This window comes from Rhizobium sp. NLR22b (assembly GCF_019685295.1).
In the GTDB taxonomy this organism is placed as follows: Bacteria; Pseudomonadota; Alphaproteobacteria; order Rhizobiales; family Rhizobiaceae; genus Rhizobium.
This window is the reverse complement of record NZ_JABDWM010000011.1, coordinates 83,006-101,711: the sequence shown is the minus strand read 5'-3', so window position 1 is coordinate 101,711 and position 18,706 is coordinate 83,006. Positions and strand designations below refer to the sequence as shown.

The window sequence follows — 18,706 nt, the reverse complement described above, 5'->3', positions numbered from 1 at the left end:
GGTGGCCGCCATGCTCCGATCTCAGAAGGCGGCGCCGGACGATGCGGAAAGGCCCGAAGCGGGCGAGCAGATGTGGAGTGTCTTCGAATTCGCTCGGCGCTATCGCCTCGCCAAGCGGGAAGAGAACCGTCTGCTGATGCTCTATGGACCGAGCGCACCGCTTGGCGATCTTCTCGCCAACGCGCGACGTCATTCGCTGATTTCCTGATGCAGTTCGCCCACAAGTGCGCAGCGGTTTTGGCATTACGACATCAAAGGCGCTCCGCATAAATCCGATTTGATGCGATGCGCTTTCGCCCGAGAACATCAGTTCCAGACAGGAGATTCGCATGAAGTTTGATTTCCACTTCTGGCTGAAGCTCGCGATCGGCCGCTTCCTTGATCCGAAGCCAGCGCGAAAGTTTCAAAACGAATTGCTTGTCCGCGACGAAGAGCGCGACCGGTCTGCACGCGAATACGAACTTCATTATTGGGGCGCTACACCCGGCCATTGGTATTGAGGAGGTGGTATGATGGCAATCGTCATCGAGACCGGCCTCCGCCGGCACGCTGCTGTAAGAGCAACGGGAAGCCTTATGTCGCGATTCCGGCATGCGGCCGGGATCTGCACGATAGCGGGCTCATTCACATTTCTGTTCGCGCTGGTGATCGGGTTGATTCGATGAGTGATGTGCTCATTCTTCCCGGCCTGTTCGGTTCGGCTGAAGGACATTGGCAACAGCACTGGCTGCAGGACCAGCCGGGCAGTCGTTGCGTTACCCAGGACGATTGGGACCATCCGAACCTTGACCGCTGGCTGCTTCGACTGGAAAGTGCGCTCGAAGAGGCTGGCGAGGCCTATCTCGTTGCCCATAGTCTCGGATGCCTGCTGGCCGCCCGGCTCGCCGGACGAAGCGCGGCGCGCCGCGTGAAAGGGGCCTTGCTTGTTGCGCCATGCGACTTGGCGGTCACGGAAATTCTGCATCCGGGGCATATCTCGTTCGGCGAGATGCCGACAGCGCCTTTGCCTTTTCCTTCCGTCGTCATCGGCAGCATGAATGATGCTTACATGGCCGTCGACCGGTTGACCCTGTTTGGCCGCCTGTGGAACGCCGAGACCAGGAATATCGGCCTTGCCGGACATATCAACATCGCGAGCGGCTTCGGCCGTTGGCGCAACGGTTACCGGCTGCTGGAAGGCTTGAAGACGCAGGCGCGGGGTCGACGTAATATCGCTTCCGCGTCGCCGGCCTTTGCGATGTGAATGGAGCCGGAATGTCCGATATCGTCGCCGATCTCCTGCGCCTGAGCGAAGATCCCAATGCCGACCCGAGAAGCAGGCGCCGGCAGACGATGGAGCGGCTGGTGCATGCGCTCCTTCGCATGACCGATAGCCAGGTTGGACCGGAAGATGCGCACAGCCGCCAGTCACTCCTCCATCTGACGACGATCATCCGCGACATGACCACAAGGATCGCCGAGGCCGACGATGCGACATTCTCGGCGATTGTGAGGGAGGCGGCGATGCTGATACGCAGCCTGGAGCGTCGTCGAACCGATGCGGCCAGGTTTACGGTGCATTGAGACTGAGCGCGCCGTGGGTCTTTTCGGACGCACAAAGAATGCTGCTAACTCCCTGACTCTCCGCGTCGTAAATTGAAGGAGCCGCTGAATTGCCCGCTCAAAGCTTGCCTTTCCACGGAACGAGGAAGGCCTCGAGGAAGCGGATGGCGGCCGAAAATGTGAAGGCGCAGATCGCGATGATGGCGATGCCGACAAACACGACGTCAGTTGCCAGGAACTGCGAAGCCGACATGATCATGAAGCCGATGCCGCGGGTGGAGGCGATCAGTTCGGCCGCAACCAGCGTGCTCCAGCCGACACCGAGCGCGATGCGGATGCCGGTGAGGATCTCGGGCAGGGCCGAGGGCAGGACAATGTCCAGGAAGAGCTGCAGCCGGCTTGCTCCGAGCGAACGGGCGGCGTTGACGCGCTCGATCGGCAACGACCGAACGCCGGCCTGAGCCGAGAGGCAGATCGGTGCGAACATCGCAAGCACCAGGAGCGTGATCTTCGACGTCTCTCCGATGCCGAGCCAGATGATCATCAGCGGCAGGTAGGAAAGGGGTGGAAGCGGCCAGTAGAATTCGATCGGCGCGTCGAGCACGCCTTTTGCCCAGCGGTTAAGCCCCATGAGCAAGCCGAGCGGAATGCCGGCGGAGATTGCGATGAGGGCGGCGACCACGATGCGAAACAGGCTCGCAGAGACATGCTCGAAGAGCGATGCCCCGGCATAACCGTCATGATAGATGACGCCGATCTGCGTCAGCACCTCGTCCGGGCGCGGCAGAAACAGGTGCGGAACGACGCCTAGCGCGGCGACGAACCACCACAGCAGCAATATGGCGAGGGCCGTGGCGACGCTGATGGCCACCGTCGATTTCTCGCCTGCGCCGAAGGCGGCCATTTTTACCAGCTTGACCTGGCGATCCTCGGTGCGAGCCGCAATCGGCGGAGCCTGTGTTATATCGCTCATGCGACGCTCCTCAAATCTTCGTTGCTGTGGAGAATGGCGCGTATCTGCTGGCGCAACTCGGCAAATTCTGGCGAGGCCTTGATCGAGCGGGCATCTCCTGTTTCGGCAAAGCGTGTGACGAAGTCGAGGTCGAAGCGGGCGACGACGCGCCCCGGCCGAGGCGACATGACGAGCACCTGCGTGCCGAGGAACAGAGCCTCTTCGATCGAATGGGTGATGAAGAAAACTTTCTTTGCCGTCTTGTTCCAGACGGAAACCAGCAATTCCTGCATCTGCTCGCGCGTCAAGCTGTCGAGCGCGCCGAACGGTTCGTCCATCAGCAGGATGTCGGGATTGGTGGCCAGAGCCCGCGCGATGCCGACGCGCTGACGCATGCCGCCCGACAATTCGTAGGGAAAGGCGCTGGCGAACTCGTGGAGACCGACGAGCCGGAGCAGCTCCAGCGCCTGCGCTTGCCGCTCCTTCCGGCCTACGCCGGCGAATTTTAGCCCGAGCGCGACATTGTCGACGACTGACTTCCAAGGCAGCAGCGAGTCCTTCTGGAAGACGACGCCGCGGTCGGCGCCCGGACGTTCGACGCTGCGGCCATCGAGCGTGATCCGGCCATCCGAAAGCGGAAGAAAGCCGGCAATCGCGTTAAGAAGGGTCGACTTACCGCAGCCCGAGGCTCCGAGTGCGACGACAAAACCGCGTTCGGGAATATCGAAAGACACGCGATCGAGCGCGTGAACGGTCCGCCCGTCGCGGGCGGAGAAGAAAACGCTGGCGTGATCGACTTTGAGCATAGGGGAACTCGCGCGTTAGGCGCCGGCGCGGCAAGCCGCGCCGGCGCCGGGGAGGATCAGTTTGTGGCGCCGGCGAGCGCGTCGACGGTGACGAAGCTGCCGTAATTGTCCAGCACGCCGGACACCTTGCCCTGCTCCTTCAGGAAGGATGCCGTGTCCTTGAGGATCTTGCCGGCCCCCGCCTTTTCTCCGCCGCCGAGCCAGGCGTCCGATGCCTGGACTTCGGGCGTAAGAAGCGTCAGGTTCTTCAGGGCCGAGGCCTGCTGCTCGGGCGTTCCGCCGAGAAGCTTGGCGAGTGACTTGGCATTGTCGCTGTCGGGACCCCAGGCGGCTTTGTCCGCCGCGAAGGATGCGTAGTATTTGGTGACGACCGAAGCGAAGCTCTTGAGGAAATCCGGATTGTCGGCGGCGAACTTCGAGGTCGCAACCCAGGCGGAAAAGGTCGGTGCACCCTTGTCCGCCACGTCCTTGGAGGTCACAAGGACCTTGCCGTTCTTTTTCAACTCTGTCAGCGCCGGATCCCAGACGAAGCCGCCGTCGATATCGCCGCGATTATAGCTGGCAACGATTTCCGGCTGGGGGATGGCGAAGACCTGGACGTCTTTTTCGGTCAGGCCCAGCGATTTGATCAGCGCCAGCAGCTGATAGTGATCCGTCGACACGGGCGCGGCGGCAAGCTTCTTGCCCTTCAGATCGTTCAGGCTTTCGATGCCGGAGCCGTTACGGACGACAAGAGCCTCGTCGATCCCCGAGATGGACGCCAAGTAGAAGGCTTTGACCTCGAGCCCGCGTGATACCGCGGCCGCGAACGGGCTGGAGCCGACATAGCCGACCTGGACATCGCCCGAGGCAACGGCGGCAAAGATCTCAGCGCCCGAATTGAACCTGCGGAAGTCGATATCGTATCCCGTCGTCTTGGCAAATTCACCATTGGCGATCGCGACCGATGACGGTAGCGCATCAGTTTGATAGCCGACGACGACCTTCTTGTCGGCCGCTTCAGCGACGACAGCCGTTGCAAGAGTTCCGACGCCGACGGCGATCGCGGCAATGAAATTTCTGAAATTCATCTTGAGCCCCTTTGTTCAGGGCCACATCCGGCCCTTGATCTCACCCTCAAAAGGGTAATGGTTGAGAACGGGCTAGCGGGAGGAATAACAAACTATATTTATAGACTATGGAGACATTTGTTTTCGTGATTCTGCCGCTTGCGCGGTCCCCGGAACGGGTGAGCGGCAGGAGCCAAGGTGCAGACCCTCAGGGAGAATGCGTTGATATACGATGTTATCGTGGTCGGTTCTGGGTTTTCGGCGATAGCCGTAACCTGTAATCTCATCGGGCAGCTTCCAGCTTCGGCGACGGTTGCCGTCGTTGGCGACGATCCCGGCTTCGGCCGCGGGACGGCGTACCGGACGGAACTCTATCTTCATCGTCTCAACGTGCCCGCGGGCCGGATGAGCCTGATGCCGCATCAGCCCGACGACTTTGTCGACTGGTTGAAAAATCGCGGACGGAGGCTGCAGGCCGGCGATTTCGCTTCGCGCAGCGATTACGGCCTGTATGTCAGGGATACGCTCGCGCAGCTGCTTCGGAAGCGGGACGGCCGCTGTCGGGTTGATTTCATCCGGGCCAAGGCAGCGGGATGCGTGGAACGTTGCAACAGCACTCTGGCCTTCCATCTCGGCAATGGCGACGAGATTGCCGGCAGGAACGTGGTGCTCTGCCTTGGCGTCGGCAACGCCAACCTGCCCATCGATCCGGCTGGCGTGCCACTGTCGGCGCGATCGCGGATAATCGAGAACCCGTGGCGGCTCTCCTGGCTGAGACGTGTCGCATCGTCCGATATGGTCTGCATCCTCGGTTCCGGGCTGACGATGATCGATCAGGTTCTGGCTCTGCGTGCTCACGGCCATAGAGGCAGGATCGACGTGCTTTCGCGCCGCGGGCTTGCGCCGCTCGGGCATGCGAGAAAACCGCCCGCACCTCTGAAGATCGATGTCGAGGCGCTTCCCGGTACGATCAGCGGCATATTGAAGTGCTTGCGGGAAAAGGGCAGGTCGGTCGACGACTGGCGGAGCGTGATGGATGGCCTGAGGCCTCAAACGCAGGCTCTCTGGCAACGGCTTTCCAGCAAGGAGCGGGCCCGTTTCCTCAGGCATGCGCTTCCCTGGTGGAACATCCACCGTCACCGCGTCGCGCCTGACGTGTTCGACAGGTTCGACCAACTTGTCTCGGAGGGAACCGTTCGATTCCACGCCGGTTTCCTGAAATCGCTCGAGGCCGAGAAGGGCAGGTTCGTTGCCGGATACAGGTTCAGAGCGACACGCGATCTCGCCGCAATCAAGGCGGATTGGGTGATCAACTGCACGGGAATGGAGCGCGCCGGGATCAGCCATTCACCGCTTTTGAAGGAAATGAGCCGGTCTCAGCTGATCGCCGCCGATCCTCTCGGCCTCGGCATTCAGGTGGATGCCGCTTCCGAGGTCATAGGGCCATCCCGGATCTCGCCTGTCCGGCTGTTTGCGGTGGGAGCCTTGACGGCGGGACAATTCTGGGAAATTACGGCCGTCCCCGACATTCGGGTGCAGGCCAAGGCCGTGGTCGAAGAGATCGTCGCGCAGCGGCCGGCGGCCGAGTCATAGACCGGCTATCCCCAGTGGTCGGTTCGGTGCTTGTTGAATTGACAGCCGCCGACAGCTACAGTGCGTGGTACGCCATAATACGATTTCGAATTCGGCTGCCGCAGCGTGTGAAGCCGGTCAACACTGAGGTGCAGAATGAGCGGCGCTCTGAAGGACGCAACAATCAGGGTCGAGCGTCCTGCAAAGACATTGCGGGAATTGGCGCTCGACAAGGTCCGGGAAGCCATCGTGAACGGCTATTTTCGTCCAGGAGATCGGCTTGTCGAACGTGACCTCTGCGCCCAACTCGGCGTCAGCCGGACTGTCGTGCGCGAGGTTCTGAGACACCTGGAATCGGAAGGGCTCGTCGCCAATCTGCCGAACAAGGGACCGATAGTCGCCCAACTCGGCATCGAGGAAGCCAAGCAGATCTATGAGATCCGCGGTGCTCTCGAGGGCATGGCGGCGCGGCTCTGCGCGGAGCACAGCAGCCCCCAGATCGTCGCGGCGCTGGAAGAATCTCTGAACGAAATACGCAACAGCTATCGCGACAACGATATGGCGGGAGTGCTGACCAACACCTCTTCCTTCTATCAGACGCTGTTCACGATGGTTGACAGGCACGTTGCCTGGGGTGTCGTCAATCTCCTCACCGTGCGCATAAACCACTTGCGCTCGATGACGATTAAAACGGAGAGGCGCGGCATTGAAGGGCCGGCGCAGATGGCGAAGATCGTCGACGCCATCCGTCGCGGCGACGGCGAGGGGGCTTACCGGGCGGCGATGGATCATGTCGCTGCCGCGAGCGCGATTGCTGAAGCGGTGCTGTCGGCCAAAAAGTCAGCCGAGTAAACCCTGCAACCGCCGCAGCTTCCATTGGAAGCGGGCGAAGCATTCGCATCATCGATTTCTATCAGCATACGTGGTCAAGATGCCGGAGGGCCCACACTCCCGCTTGACACCCAGTTTGTCTGATGTGATGGTATGCCATAATAAATAATATGGCGTTGGCATGAGCTTGGATCCTTCCGGCTTTCAGCCTCCTTCAAAGCCCGTGGGCCGCCATGCGCAGGGGCTGTGTCAGCTGACAACAATTGACAGGAACGAAGAGATCATTGGGACTAAGCGACGTTAGTGCGCCCCGAAGTTGTCAGCCAAGTAAATGCCTTGGTGGCCTATGGGGATAAGGCTGGCGAAGCGGTAATCTATTGTTTTTTGCGAATATCCTGAAAGGCGCTTGTCTCTGTCGAGGCCGCGCGCACAGCGAACTTGACAGTCCGATACTATGGTATACCATAATACAAACTAAACGAGATTGAGGTATTCGATGGCCATTCAAATTCGCAAGACGGGACTGCAGATCGAAACGACGCTGATCGAAGGCGGCAAGGCCGCGGCCGTGCCGCTGAAGCTGTTTTCGGCCTACGCTGTCGTGAAGAACCCCTGGGCAGGGCAGGGCTTCGTCGAAGATCTCAAACCCGAAATTCATGCGGGCGCTCCGGTGCTTGGCGAATTGCTGACCAAGATGATCATCGATGCCGTCGGATCGGGTGAGGCTGTCGAAGCCTATGGAAAGTCGGCCCTCGTCGGCCTGGATGGCGAAATCGAACATGCGTCCGCGCTCATCCACACGCTGCGTTTCGGCAATTTCTATCGCCAGGCCGTCGGCGCCAAGTCCTATCTCGCCTTCTGCAATACCCGCGGCCCTGCCAACGCGCCGATCATGATCCCGCTGATGGACAAGAATGACGAAGGCCGCCGCTCGCACTATTTGACCATCCAGACGTCGATCCCCGACGCGCCTGCCGCCGACGAGATTGTCGTGGCTCTCGGCGCTTCGGTGGGCGGACGTCCGCATCACCGCATTGGCGACCGCTACCAGGATCTGAAAGACCTGGGGCAGGACGTCGCCAATCCTGCGGGCGTTTGAGGGAGCGCGTCTCAGATGCTGACAGCCGGATCGACCAAAGGCACCGCTGCAGCAACGAGCGCCGCTGGTGCCTTGCCCCGAAAGAGGACGGCAAGCGGAACAGCCTATCACGAGGCCGGCAGCGGGGAACCACTAGTTCTGGTCCATGGCGTCGGCATGCGGCTTGAGGCTTGGGCGCCGCAGATCGCCTTTCTGTCGGCTGGCCATCGCGTCATCGCTGTCGACATGCCGGGACACGGCGAGAGCGCGAAGCTGCCGGCGGGCAGCCGCCTCGAGGAATTCGTCGCCTGGCTCGGGCGTTTTCTCGACGAGATGGCGATCGACACGGCGAGTGTCGCCGGACATTCTATGGGGGCGTTGATCTCCGGCGGGGCGGCGGCGACCTTGGGCGAGCGAATCGGCCGTGTCGCTTACCTCAACGGCGTCTACAGGCGCGATCCGGAAGCGAAGGCGGCCGTCCTTGCGCGGGCTGCCGCCATTCCGGTGACGGGCGTCGACAAGGAAGGCCCGCTGGCGCGCTGGTTCGGCGACGACCCGGACAGCCTCATTGCGCGCGAATTGACGCGGGAGTGGCTGAACCTCGTCGATCCGGAAGGCTATGCCGTCGCTTACGCCGCCTTCGCCGGAGGCGACGAGACCTATGCCGATCGCTGGAAAGACGTCCGCGGTCCGGCCTTGTTTCTGACGGGATCGGATGATCCCAACTCGACGCCTCTGATGGCATCGCAGATGGCGGCGCTTGCACCCAAGGGCTGGGCCCGCATCGTCGAAGGTCATCGTCACATGGTGAACCTGACCGCGCCTGATATCGTCAATTCGCTGCTCGCCGAGTGGCTATCGTTCGGGGAGGATGAACGATGACAATCCAGACTGTCGATCCACGAGCATTGCGAGATGCATTCGGGGCTTTTCCGACCGGCGTGACCGTCGTCACCGCCTGCGACGGGGAGGGGAATCCGATCGGCTTCACGGCGAATTCATTCACCTCAGTCTCCCTCAACCCGCCCTTGCTTCTCGTCTGCCTTGCCAAGACCTCGCGCAATTTTGCCACCATGACCGGCGCGCAGCATTTCGCGATCAATGTGCTGTCGGAAACGCAGAAGGACGTGTCGAACACTTTTGCGCGTCCTGTTGAAGACAGGTTTGCGGCGGTCGAATGGGACAAGGGATCGGCGGGTTGCCCGATCTTCTCGAACGTCGCCGCTTGGTTCGAATGCGCGATGGAAGAGGTCATCGAGGCTGGCGACCACGTCATTCTGATGGGACGCATCGAATCCTTCGACAATAGCGGCCGCAACGGTCTCGGTTATGCCCGTGGCGGCTACTTCACGCCGACGCTCGCAAGCAAGGCGGTTTCCGCCGCGGCCGAAGGCAATATCGAACTTGCAGCCGTCGTCGAACGCCGCGGCGAGGTTTTGCTCCTCGGCGACGACGTGCTCGCTCTCCCGAGCATCGATGCCCATGACGGCAACCCGACCGAGGCGCTGGAAAAATATCTGGAGGCTCTCACCGGGCTGAAGGTTAGCATCGGCTTTCTCTATTCGGTTTACGAAGGCAAGAGCGATGGCAAGCAGCATATCGTCTACCACGCTGTCGCAGGCGATGGGGAGCCGGCGAGCGGCAGGTTCGTAAAGCCGGACGCACTGGCTGCCGTAAAGTTCAAGACCAGCTCGACCGCCGATATCGTCAACCGTTTTGCCATGGAAAGCTCGATCGGCAATTTCGGCGTCTATTTCGGCGACGAGACCGGCGGCAAAGTTCATCCCATTCCAGCCAAGGGCGCAAAAGCATGAAGTTCTCCCTCTTCGTCCATATGGAACGGCTCGACGCCAGCCAGAGCCATAAGAGCCTCTACGACGAATTCGTCGCGCTCTGTGAGATCGCCGACAAGGGCGGCATGCATGCGATCTGGACGGGTGAGCACCATGGCATGGATTTCACCATCGCGCCCAACCCCTTCGTGACCATTGCCGATCTTGCACGCCGCACGTCGCGGGCAAGGCTCGGGACGGGGACGGTAATCGCCCCCTTCTGGCATCCGATCAAGCTTGCCGGCGAGGCAGCCATGACCGACATCATCTGCGACGGCAGGCTCGATATCGGCATTGCGCGCGGCGCCTATTCCTTCGAATACGAGCGGTTGCTGCCGGGTCTCGACGCCTGGGGTGCCGGCCAGCGCATGCGCGAGCTCATCCCGGCGGTCAAGGGCATATGGGCCGGTGACTACGCCCATGACGGGGAGTTCTTCAAGTTCCCCGCGACCACGTCGGCGCCGAAGCCGCTGCAGCAGCCGAACCCGCCGATCTGGGTGGCGGCGCGCGATCCGAATTCGCACGAATTTGCCGTCGCCAACGGCTGCAACGTTCAGGTCACGCCGCTCTGGCAGGGTGACGACGAGGTTCAGTCGCTGATGGACCGCTTCAACGATGCCTGCGCCAAGAATCCCCATGTCGAGCGGCCGAAGATCATGCTGCTGCGCCACACCTATGTCGGCTCTTCGGAAGAAGACGTCGCCGAGGCGGCCCATGAACTGAGCGTCTACTACAACTACTTCTTCGCCTGGTTCAAGAATGAGAAGCCGGTGACCCAAGGCCTGATCGAACGGATCCCGGACGAGCAGATCCGAGCGAACGCCATGCTGTCGGATCAGGTCATGCGCATCAACAATGTCGTTGGCGACGCCGAGACCGTCATCAGCAGACTCAAGGCCTATGAAGCCCTCGGCTACGACGAATATTCCTTCTGGATCGACACCGGCATGAGTTTCGAGCGCAAGAAGGCGTCGCTCGAACGCTTCATCGCCGAGGTCATGCCGGCATTTCAGGAGTAGGGCCATGCGGCGTTTCCAGCATTATATCGACGGCGAATTCTCGGATGGCGAAGCGAGCTATCCGAGCATCGATCCGGCCACCGGTGCGGTCTGGGCTGAAATGCCCGAAGCGCGCGAGGGCGATGTCGATCGGGCGGTGAACGCTGCCGAGAGGGCGCTCTACGAAGGCCCCTGGGCGAAGATGACGGCCACGCAGCGCGGCAAGCTGCTCTATAATCTCGCCGACCTCGTTGCCGCCAATGCGCAGGTCCTCGCGGAACTGGAAACACGCGACACCGGTAAGATCATCCGCGAAACATCCGCGCAGATCGCCTATGTCGCCGAATATTATCGCTACTACGCCGGCGTATCAGACAAGATCGAGGGTTCCTACCTGCCGATCGACAAGCCCGACATGGATGTCTGGCTTCGCCGCGAGCCGATCGGCGTCGTTGCCATGGTCGTGCCGTGGAACAGCCAGCTCTTCCTGTCGGCTGTCAAGATCGGACCGGCGCTCGCTGCCGGCTGCACGATGGTTGTGAAGGCGTCGGAAGACGGGCCGGCGCCGCTTCTCGAATTTGCCCGCCTCGTGCACGAAGCTGGCTTTCCCGCCGGCGTCGTCAACATCATCACCGGTTTCGGCGCCTCCTGCGGTGCGGCACTCGGCCGTCACCCGAAGGTCGCCCACGTCGCCTTTACCGGCGGTCCCGAGACCGCCCGGCACGTCGTTCGCAACTCGGCCGAAAACCTCGCCTCCACCTCGCTTGAACTCGGCGGCAAATCGCCCTTCATCGTCTTCGCCGACGCCGATCTCGAAAGTGCCGCCAATGCCCAGGTCGCAGGCATCTTCGCGGCGACAGGCCAGAGCTGCGTTGCCGGATCGCGCCTCATCGTCGAACGCAACATCAAGGACAGATTCGTCGCGCTGCTGCGGGAGAAGGCTGAGGCGATCCGGATCGGGCCGCCGCTCGACATGACGACGGAGGTCGGCCCGCTTGCCACCCGGCGCCAGCAGGACAATATCGGTGCACTCGTTACCAAGTCGGTCGAAAGCGGCGCCCGTCTTGTCACCGGCGGACGCAAGATCGATGGTGAAGGCTTTTACTTCGCCCCGACGATTCTCGATTGCGATGATGTCGCTTCGCCCTCGCTGATCGAGGAATTTTTCGGCCCGGTCCTCTCCGTCGTCTCGTTCGAGACCGAGGCAGAGGCGCTGCGGCTTGCCAACGACACCCGCTACGGCCTGGCCTCCGGCCTCTTCACCCAGAACCTCACCCGGGCGCACCGGCTGATGAAGGACATCCGCGCCGGCATCGTCTGGGTCAATACCTACCGCGCCGTATCGCCGATTGCGCCCTTCGGGGGCTTCGGCCTGTCGGGCCACGGCCGGGAAGGCGGCATGGCCGCAGCCCTCGATTATACCCGCACCAAGACGATCTGGTTGAGGACGTCCGACGATCCGATCCCCGATCCTTTCGTGATGAGGTGACGCCGATGTTTTACGAGATCCGCACCTATCGGCTGAAGAACGGCGCGATCCCGCAATATCTCAAGGTCGTCGAGGAAGAGGGGATCGAAATCCAGAAGAGCCATCTCGGCCGGCTCGTCGGCTATTTCTTTTCGGAGATCGGGACGATCAACGAAATCGTTCACATCTGGGCGTTTACAAGCCTGGACGACCGGGAGGCGAGACGCCAACGGCTTCTGGCCGATCCCCGCTGGCAGGCCTTCCTGCCCAAGATCCGCGATCTCATCGAGGTGGCGGAAAACAAGATTATGAAGCCAGCAAGCTTTTCTCCCAGGGGCGAGGCGCACTGACGGCATAAGGCATACCCGTAGGACAAACCAGAACAGGGATAAGGGAACATGAAAACAACATTTGCTTTTGCGGCGGTTGCCGCATTCGTGGCGGTCTCCGCCCCGGCCAAGGCCGACAGCCTGGTTTTCTCGAGCTGGGGGGGAACGACCCAGGACGCACAGAAGGCCGCTTGGGCAAGCCCCTTCACCGAAAAAACCGGCATCACCGTCGTGCAGGACGGGCCGACGGATTACGGTAAACTCAAGGCGATGGTCGAGGCCGGCGAAGTTAACTGGGATGTCGTCGATGTCGAAGGCGATTATGCCGCCCAGGCCGGCAAGAACGGCCAGCTCGAGAAGCTCGACTTCTCCGTTATCGACAAATCCAAGCTCGATCCGCGTTTCGTCACCGATTATTCGGTCGGCAGCTTCTATTATTCCTTCGTCATAGGCTGCAATGCCGATGCGGTCAAAGCCTGCCCGAAGACATGGGCCGACCTGTTCGACACGGCGAAATTCCCGGGCAAGCGCACCTTCTACAAGTGGTCGGCGCCGGGTGTGATCGAAGCCGCGCTGCTTGCCGACGGCGTGCCTGCGGACAAGCTTTATCCGCTCGATCTCGACCGTGCCTTCAAGAAGCTCGATACGATCAAGTCCGATATCATCTGGTGGTCGGGCGGCGCCCAGTCGCAGCAACTCCTGGCCTCCGCAGAGGCGCCCTTCGGCAGTGTCTGGAACGGCCGCATGACGGCGCTTGCGGCGACCGGCATCAAGGTGGAGACCTCCTGGGAGCAGAACATCACCGCTGCGGATGCGCTCGTCGTGCCGAAGGGCGCGCCGAATGCCGAGGCTGCGATGAAATTCATCGCGCTGGCGACCTCCGCCGAACCGCAGGCCGCCTTGGCAAAGGCCACGGGATATGCGCCGATCAATGTCGAGTCGGCCAAGCTGATGGATCCTGAAACCGCCAAGACCCTGCCGGACCAACAGACCGCAAGCCAGGTCAATGCCGATATGAATTACTGGGCCGATAATCGCGATGCCATCGGCGAGAAGTGGTACGCCTGGCAGGCGAAATAAGCTGGAATGGCATAGCAACGGGCACGGCGATTGTTCGCCGTGCCTCCCGCAGCGTCGGCGCCGGTCATCGGACCTCGCCGCCAGCGGAAACTGACGGGTGGGAAGGACTGTCATGTCGACATATAGCGATGCCTCTGGCGCGATTATGCCTCTGCCGAAGGCGCGCAGGGCAACAGGTTTTGGCGGGGTCGTTCCGGCTCTGGCCTTCGTGGGAATCTTTTTCGTGGTTCCGGTGGTGGTCCTGCTGCTGCGAAGCGTATTGGAACCCGTCCCGGGTCTGGGCAATTATGCGCAACTGATCGGGTCGGCGACCTATCTCAAGATTTTCGCAAATACGTTCATCGTCTCCGGTTTCGTCACGGTCATTTCGCTTTTGATCGGTTTTCCCGTCGCCTGGGCGCTGGCGATCATGCCCGGTCGCCTGACGTCGGTGATCTTTGCGATCCTGCTCTTGTCGATGTGGACCAATCTGCTGGCTCGCACCTATGCCTGGATGGTGCTGTTGCAGCGGACCGGCCTGATCAACAAGATGCTGATGGGAATGGGCCTGGTCGACCAGCCGCTCGCACTCGTCAACAATCTCACAGGCGTGACGATCGGCATGACCTATATCATGCTGCCTTTCATCATCCTTCCGCTCTACGGTGTGATCAAGAAAATCGACCCGTCGACCCTGCAGGCGGCAGCCCTTTGCGGCGCCAACCGCTGGCAGTGCCTGACCCGCGTTCTGCTGCCCTTGGCGATGCCCGGCATGGCGGCCGGCGCCCTCATGGTCTTCGTGATGTCGCTCGGCTATTTCGTTACGCCTTCGCTCCTCGGCGGTACCGCCAACATGATGCTCGCGGAGCTGATCGCGCAGTTCGTGCAGTCGCTGGTCAACTGGGGAATGGGCGGTGCGGCGGCGCTGGTGCTGCTCGTGGTGACACTGTCGCTCTATGCCGCGCAGCTGCGGTTCTTCGGCAGCCAGAACCCGGGAGGGCGTTGATATGTTGCTCAATTTCGACCGTCTTGGCTGGTGGAAATATCTCCTCCTGGCGATCACGCTTCTGACCGCGGCTTTCCTGCTGCTGCCGATCGTCTTTATCGCGGCGCTGTCCTTCGGCTCGTCGCAATGGTTGATCTTTCCGCCGCCGGGCTGGACATTTCAGTGGTATAGCGAGCTCTTCGCCGACCCGCGGTGGCTGGAATCGGCTTTGACGAGCTTCAAGATCGCGGTCATTGTGACGGTTTTGTCGGTGCTGCTCGGGCTTGTAACGTCCTTCGGACTGGTGCGCGGTTCGTTCCTGTTCCGCGATGCGCTGAAGGCGCTGTTCCTTACGCCGATGATCCTTCCGGTCGTGGTTCTCGCGGTTGCTCTCTACGCCTTCTTCTTGAGGATCGGCCTTGGCGGCACCTTGACGGGCTTCGTCATTTCGCACCTCGTGCTCGCGCTGCCCTTCTCGATCCTGTCCATATCGAGTGCGCTGGAGGGTTTTGACAAATCGATCGAGGATGCGGCGGTGCTCTGCGGTGCCGCGCCGCTCGAAGCAAAGATCAGGGTCACGCTTCCCGCGATCAGCCATGGGCTGTTTTCGGCCGCCGTCTTCTCGTTCCTGACATCCTGGGATGAGGTGGTGGTGGCGATCTTCATGTCCAGTCCGACTCTGCAGACACTGCCCGTGAAGGTCTGGGCGACGCTGCGACAGGATCTGACACCCGTCGTCGCAGCAGCCTCGACCCTTCTCATCCTGTTGACGATCATCTTGATGGCGCTGGTTGCCGTCGTGCGTAAGGTACTGAAACAATGAACGAACCATTCCTTCAGATCCGCGGCATACGCAAGGAATACGGCCCTGTCGTCGCCGTCCACGACGTCAATCTCGACGTCCGGCGCGGGGAGTTCCTGACCTTTCTCGGACCGTCCGGCTCCGGCAAGAGCACGACACTCTACATCCTGGCAGGCTTCGAAAACCCGACCAAGGGCGACATTACGCTCGAGGGCAAGACCTTGCTCGCCACACCGTCGCACAAGCGCAATATCGGCATGGTGTTCCAGCGCTACACGCTGTTTCCACATTTGACAGTGGGCGAGAACATCGCCTTTCCGCTGAAAGTCCGGCGCAACTCGAAGGCCGAGATCGACTTGAAGGTGAAGGAAATGCTGCGCCTCGTCCGACTCGAAGGCTTCGAGGATCGCAAGCCCGCGCAGATGTCCGGCGGCCAGCAGCAGCGTGTCGCCCTTGCCAGGGCGCTTGCCTATGATCCGCCGGTGCTGCTGATGGACGAGCCGCTGTCGGCGCTCGACAAGAAGCTGCGCGAGGAGATCCAGCACGAGATCCGCCGCATCCACCAGCAGACGGAAGTGACGATCCTTTATGTCACGCACGACCAGGAGGAAGCGCTGCGGCTCTCCGATCGCATCGCTGTCTTTTCGAAGGGCGTCATCGACCAGATCGGGACTGGCCCCGAACTTTACGCCAATCCCAAGACCCGCTTCGTCGCCGAATTCATCGGCGATAGCGACTTCATTTCATGCGACCTGGTGTCCTCATCCGATGGACAGGCCACCATTGCGCTCGGAGGCGGAACCATCTTCAATCAAATCCCGGTGCATGGCAAAGGCACCTCCGGCGCAAGGGCGGCGCTGATGCTGAGACCGGAGCGCATTCGGCTGTCGCGCGCAAGAGCCGCCGGCGCAGGCCTTGCCGCAACTGTCAGCGACATTACCTTTCTTGGCAACAATATCCACGTCTCCACAGAGACGACGACAGGCGAGGCGCTTTCGGTTCGCTTGCCGTTCGGTCATGAGGCTATTGCCGGGCTCAATCGTGGAGATATAGTCCATCTGGATTTCGATCCCGGCGCCGCTCACGTATTCTGCTGAAAGTTGTCCCATGAAGCTCAATGATCCCTCGCTGTTCCGTCAGGCCTGCCCCATCGCCGATCGCTGGATCGAAGCGGAGGGGCGCCGGGCGGCCATGGTCCGCAATCCGGCGACAGGTGAGGTGCTGGGCGCGGTCCCTGACTTCGGTGCGGCGGAAACGGAAGACGCTATCCGGGCAGCCGTCGTCGCCCAGAAGCTTTGGGCCAAGAAGACCGCCGGCGAACGCGCCGCCGTTCTCAAAGCATGGCACCGCCTGATGATCGAAAACCGCGATGATCTGGCGATGATCCTGACGCTGGAGCAGGGAAAGCCGCTCGCTGAGGCCAAGGGGGAGATCACCTATGGCGCGAGTTTCATCGAATGGTTTGCCGAAGAGGCAAGACGCATCAACGGTGAGACCATACCGGGACACCAGCCCGACAAACGCCTCCTCGTCCTGCGTCAGCCGGCCGGCGTGGTCGCGGCGATCACGCCCTGGAATTTCCCGAACGCGATGATCACCCGCAAGATCGGCCCCGCCCTTGCCGCCGGCTGCGCCGTCGTTCTCAAGCCGGCGCTGCAGACGCCGTTCTCCGCAATCGCGATTGCCGTTCTCGCAGAGCGCGCCGGCTTGCCGGCGGGGCTTCTCAATATCGTCACGGGTGACGCCGCCGCAATCGGCGGGGCGATGACCGCAAGCCGCGACGTCCGGGTCCTGACATTCACCGGTTCCACCCGGACGGGCGAACTGCTTTACCGGCAATGCGCGCCGACGATCAAGAAACTCGGTCTCGAGCTCGGCGGCAATGCGCCCTTCATCGTCTTCGACGACGCCGATCTCGACGCTGCGGTCGAAGGCGCAATCATCGCCAAGTTCCGCAACAACGGCCAGACCTGCGTCTGCGCCAACCGGCTTTACGTCCAGGACGGCGTCTACGAGGCATTTGCCGTAAAGCTCGCCGCGGCCGTTTCGGCATTGAAGGTCGGCAACGGTCTGGAACGTGACGTCGTGCTTGGCCCGCTCATCGACGACAACGCCGTCGCCAAGGTCGAAAGCCATATTCAGGACGCCGTTGCAAAGGGCGCCGGCATCGTTTCGGGCGGCAAGCGCCACGCGCTTGGTGGTCACTTCTTCGAACCGACGATCCTGCGTGACGTCGATGCCGGCATGCAGGTCGCACGCGAGGAAACCTTCGGGCCGCTTGCCCCGCTTTTCCGTTTCCGCGACGAAGAGGATGTCATCGAACAGGCAAACGATACCGAGTTCGGCCTTGCTTCCTATTTTTACGCCCGCGACCTGTCGCGAGTATTTCGCGTCGCCGAAGCGTTGGAATATGGGATGGTCGGCGTCAATACCGGTCTCGTCTCGACGGCGGAAGCGCCATTCGGCGGCGTCAAGATGTCGGGTCTCGGCCGCGAGGGGTCAAGCCACGGTTTGGACGAATATACCGAACTCAAATATGTGTGCCTGGGCGGCATCGCCTGAGCGGGCCGATGCTTGCGCTTCCCGCGGAAAGCACCGGAACGGGGCTCGTCAGCATCGCCATGTATGTCACATCAGAGCCGCTCGCGCATGCGACGGCCGAGCTGTGGTCGTTCCTCCGAGACTACCTCTCGAACGCCGGCCTTCAGGATGTGCCGGAAAAGCTTGACCGGACGGTTGGCTATGACGAGGCCTGGCTACGGCCGGATCTGCTCCTGTCCCAGACATGCGGTTATCCTTTTGCCAGGCGCCTGCGTGGCAGGGTCCGCCTGGTGGCGACACCTGTCTACGGACATCCCGGCTGCGACGGCGCGCTGATGCGCAGCTTCATCATCGTCCGAAAGGATTCTCCGCTTCGGTCGCTGGAGGATTTGCGCGGCACCACCGCTGCGATCAACAGTCTCGACAGCAATTCCGGCAGCAATCTGTTTCGCGCCGCAATCGCTCCGCTTGCCCGGGGCGGCCGCTTCTTTGGTCGGATCATCGAAACCGGCAGCCACGGCGGCAGCATTGCCGCCGTGGCTGAAGGCCGGGCAGACAGCGCGGCCATCGATTGCATCACCTATGCCAATATAGGCCGGTTCGATCCCGACGATCTGAGGCAGGTTCGCATCATCGCCGAAACACCCAAGGGCCCCGGCCTGCCGTTCATCACCTCGGGCGATGCACCGGAGGAGAGGGTCGAGCTCCTGCGTAATGCACTGCGTGCCGCCATCAAGGATCCGTCGCTGGCCGCCATGCGTGCGGCTCTGGGTCTCATTGATATCTCGGTGCTTTCCGAAGTCGATTACGAGCCGCTTCTGTCAATGGCCGGAGATGCGTTGCCGCAGCTGAGAGCTTGATG

At 61.6% G+C, this 18,706-nt stretch carries 21 protein-coding genes; 18 read left to right on the top strand and 3 right to left on the bottom strand.

Annotation, left to right across the window (positions count from 1 at the left end):
* Window positions 1-10 precede the first annotated feature (10 nt).
* The 4 genes from HJC00_RS18715 to HJC00_RS18700 all read left to right on the top strand — a co-directional run bounded on the left by HJC00_RS18715 (window position 11) and on the right by HJC00_RS18700 (window position 1,563).
* Window positions 11-208, top strand: a complete 198-nt coding sequence (locus tag HJC00_RS18715) for a hypothetical protein (protein ID WP_210633534.1) — start codon at window positions 11-13, stop codon at window positions 206-208.
* A 121-nt stretch (window positions 209-329) separates the two neighbouring features.
* A complete protein-coding gene (locus tag HJC00_RS18710) occupies window positions 330-500 on the top strand; it encodes a hypothetical protein (RefSeq protein ID WP_221164463.1) in 171 nt (56 codons plus the stop codon).
* A gap of 161 nt (window positions 501-661) precedes the next feature.
* Window positions 662-1,243 carry an alpha/beta hydrolase gene (locus HJC00_RS18705; protein WP_221164500.1) on the top strand — a complete coding sequence of 194 codons (582 nt, stop codon included), beginning with the start codon at window positions 662-664 and terminating at the stop codon, window positions 1,241-1,243.
* 11 nt (window positions 1,244-1,254) lie between these two features.
* The gene (locus tag HJC00_RS18700) at window positions 1,255-1,563 is read left to right on the top strand and encodes a hypothetical protein (RefSeq protein WP_221164462.1); all 309 of its coding nucleotides are present in this window, start codon (window positions 1,255-1,257) and stop codon (window positions 1,561-1,563) included.
* A 97-nt stretch (window positions 1,564-1,660) separates the two neighbouring features.
* Here the strand turns inward: HJC00_RS18700 and HJC00_RS18695 are convergent, their stop codons facing one another.
* The 3 genes from HJC00_RS18695 to tauA are packed head-to-tail and all read right to left on the bottom strand — an operon-like array spanning window position 1,661 to window position 4,370.
* Window positions 1,661-2,515: an ABC transporter permease subunit gene (locus HJC00_RS18695; RefSeq protein WP_221164461.1), complete on the bottom strand. Its 855-nt coding sequence runs from the start codon at window positions 2,513-2,515 to the stop codon at window positions 1,661-1,663.
* Window positions 2,512-3,300, bottom strand: a complete 789-nt coding sequence (locus HJC00_RS18690) for a taurine ABC transporter ATP-binding protein (protein WP_210633539.1) — start codon at window positions 3,298-3,300, stop codon at window positions 2,512-2,514. The genes HJC00_RS18695 and HJC00_RS18690 overlap by 4 nt, the downstream gene beginning before the upstream one ends.
* Window positions 3,301-3,356: 56 nt before the next feature.
* A complete protein-coding gene (gene tauA, locus HJC00_RS18685; RefSeq protein ID WP_210633540.1) occupies window positions 3,357-4,370 on the bottom strand; it encodes a taurine ABC transporter substrate-binding protein in 1,014 nt (337 codons plus the stop codon).
* 201 nt (window positions 4,371-4,571) lie between these two features.
* Here tauA and HJC00_RS18680 point away from each other — a divergent pair, with 201 nt between their 5' ends.
* The 14 genes from HJC00_RS18680 to HJC00_RS18615 all read left to right on the top strand — a co-directional run bounded on the left by HJC00_RS18680 (window position 4,572) and on the right by HJC00_RS18615 (window position 18,704).
* Complete coding sequence (locus HJC00_RS18680; protein ID WP_221164460.1) at window positions 4,572-5,942, top strand: FAD/NAD(P)-binding protein; 1,371 nt, start codon at window positions 4,572-4,574, stop codon at window positions 5,940-5,942.
* 135 nt (window positions 5,943-6,077) lie between these two features.
* Window positions 6,078-6,773: a GntR family transcriptional regulator gene (locus HJC00_RS18675; RefSeq protein ID WP_210633542.1), complete on the top strand. Its 696-nt coding sequence runs from the start codon at window positions 6,078-6,080 to the stop codon at window positions 6,771-6,773.
* A 475-nt stretch (window positions 6,774-7,248) separates the two neighbouring features.
* The gene (locus tag HJC00_RS18670) at window positions 7,249-7,851 is read left to right on the top strand and encodes an amino acid synthesis family protein (RefSeq protein ID WP_210633224.1); all 603 of its coding nucleotides are present in this window, start codon (window positions 7,249-7,251) and stop codon (window positions 7,849-7,851) included.
* 15 nt (window positions 7,852-7,866) lie between these two features.
* Window positions 7,867-8,712, top strand: a complete 846-nt coding sequence (locus HJC00_RS18665) for an alpha/beta fold hydrolase (protein ID WP_221164459.1) — start codon at window positions 7,867-7,869, stop codon at window positions 8,710-8,712.
* Window positions 8,709-9,644: a flavin reductase family protein gene (locus tag HJC00_RS18660; protein WP_221164458.1), complete on the top strand. Its 936-nt coding sequence runs from the start codon at window positions 8,709-8,711 to the stop codon at window positions 9,642-9,644. Before HJC00_RS18665 ends, HJC00_RS18660 begins: the two co-directional genes overlap by 4 nt.
* Window positions 9,641-10,681: an LLM class flavin-dependent oxidoreductase gene (locus HJC00_RS18655; protein ID WP_221147215.1), complete on the top strand. Its 1,041-nt coding sequence runs from the start codon at window positions 9,641-9,643 to the stop codon at window positions 10,679-10,681. Before HJC00_RS18660 ends, HJC00_RS18655 begins: the two co-directional genes overlap by 4 nt.
* Before the next feature lie 4 nt (window positions 10,682-10,685).
* On the top strand, window positions 10,686-12,149 hold the full coding sequence (locus HJC00_RS18650; RefSeq protein ID WP_221155734.1) for an aldehyde dehydrogenase: 1,464 nt from the start codon (window positions 10,686-10,688) through the stop codon (window positions 12,147-12,149).
* 5 nt (window positions 12,150-12,154) lie between these two features.
* Complete coding sequence (locus HJC00_RS18645) at window positions 12,155-12,478, top strand: NIPSNAP family protein (protein ID WP_210633229.1); 324 nt, start codon at window positions 12,155-12,157, stop codon at window positions 12,476-12,478.
* A 48-nt stretch (window positions 12,479-12,526) separates the two neighbouring features.
* Entirely contained in the window at window positions 12,527-13,537 is a 1,011-nt protein-coding gene (locus HJC00_RS18640; protein ID WP_221147213.1) for an ABC transporter substrate-binding protein, read from the top strand.
* A 112-nt stretch (window positions 13,538-13,649) separates the two neighbouring features.
* On the top strand, window positions 13,650-14,522 hold the full coding sequence (locus tag HJC00_RS18635; protein WP_210633231.1) for an ABC transporter permease: 873 nt from the start codon (window positions 13,650-13,652) through the stop codon (window positions 14,520-14,522).
* Window position 14,523: 1 nt separating this feature from the next.
* Window positions 14,524-15,324 carry an ABC transporter permease gene (locus tag HJC00_RS18630; protein ID WP_210633232.1) on the top strand — a complete coding sequence of 267 codons (801 nt, stop codon included), beginning with the start codon at window positions 14,524-14,526 and terminating at the stop codon, window positions 15,322-15,324.
* Window positions 15,321-16,400 carry an ABC transporter ATP-binding protein gene (locus HJC00_RS18625; protein WP_210633233.1) on the top strand — a complete coding sequence of 360 codons (1,080 nt, stop codon included), beginning with the start codon at window positions 15,321-15,323 and terminating at the stop codon, window positions 16,398-16,400. The genes HJC00_RS18630 and HJC00_RS18625 overlap by 4 nt, the downstream gene beginning before the upstream one ends.
* 10 nt (window positions 16,401-16,410) lie before the next feature.
* On the top strand, window positions 16,411-17,865 hold the full coding sequence (locus tag HJC00_RS18620) for an NAD-dependent succinate-semialdehyde dehydrogenase (RefSeq protein ID WP_221164457.1): 1,455 nt from the start codon (window positions 16,411-16,413) through the stop codon (window positions 17,863-17,865).
* A gap of 8 nt (window positions 17,866-17,873) precedes the next feature.
* Complete coding sequence (locus HJC00_RS18615) at window positions 17,874-18,704, top strand: phosphate/phosphite/phosphonate ABC transporter substrate-binding protein (protein WP_221164456.1); 831 nt, start codon at window positions 17,874-17,876, stop codon at window positions 18,702-18,704.
* Window positions 18,705-18,706: the final 2 nt, after the last annotated feature.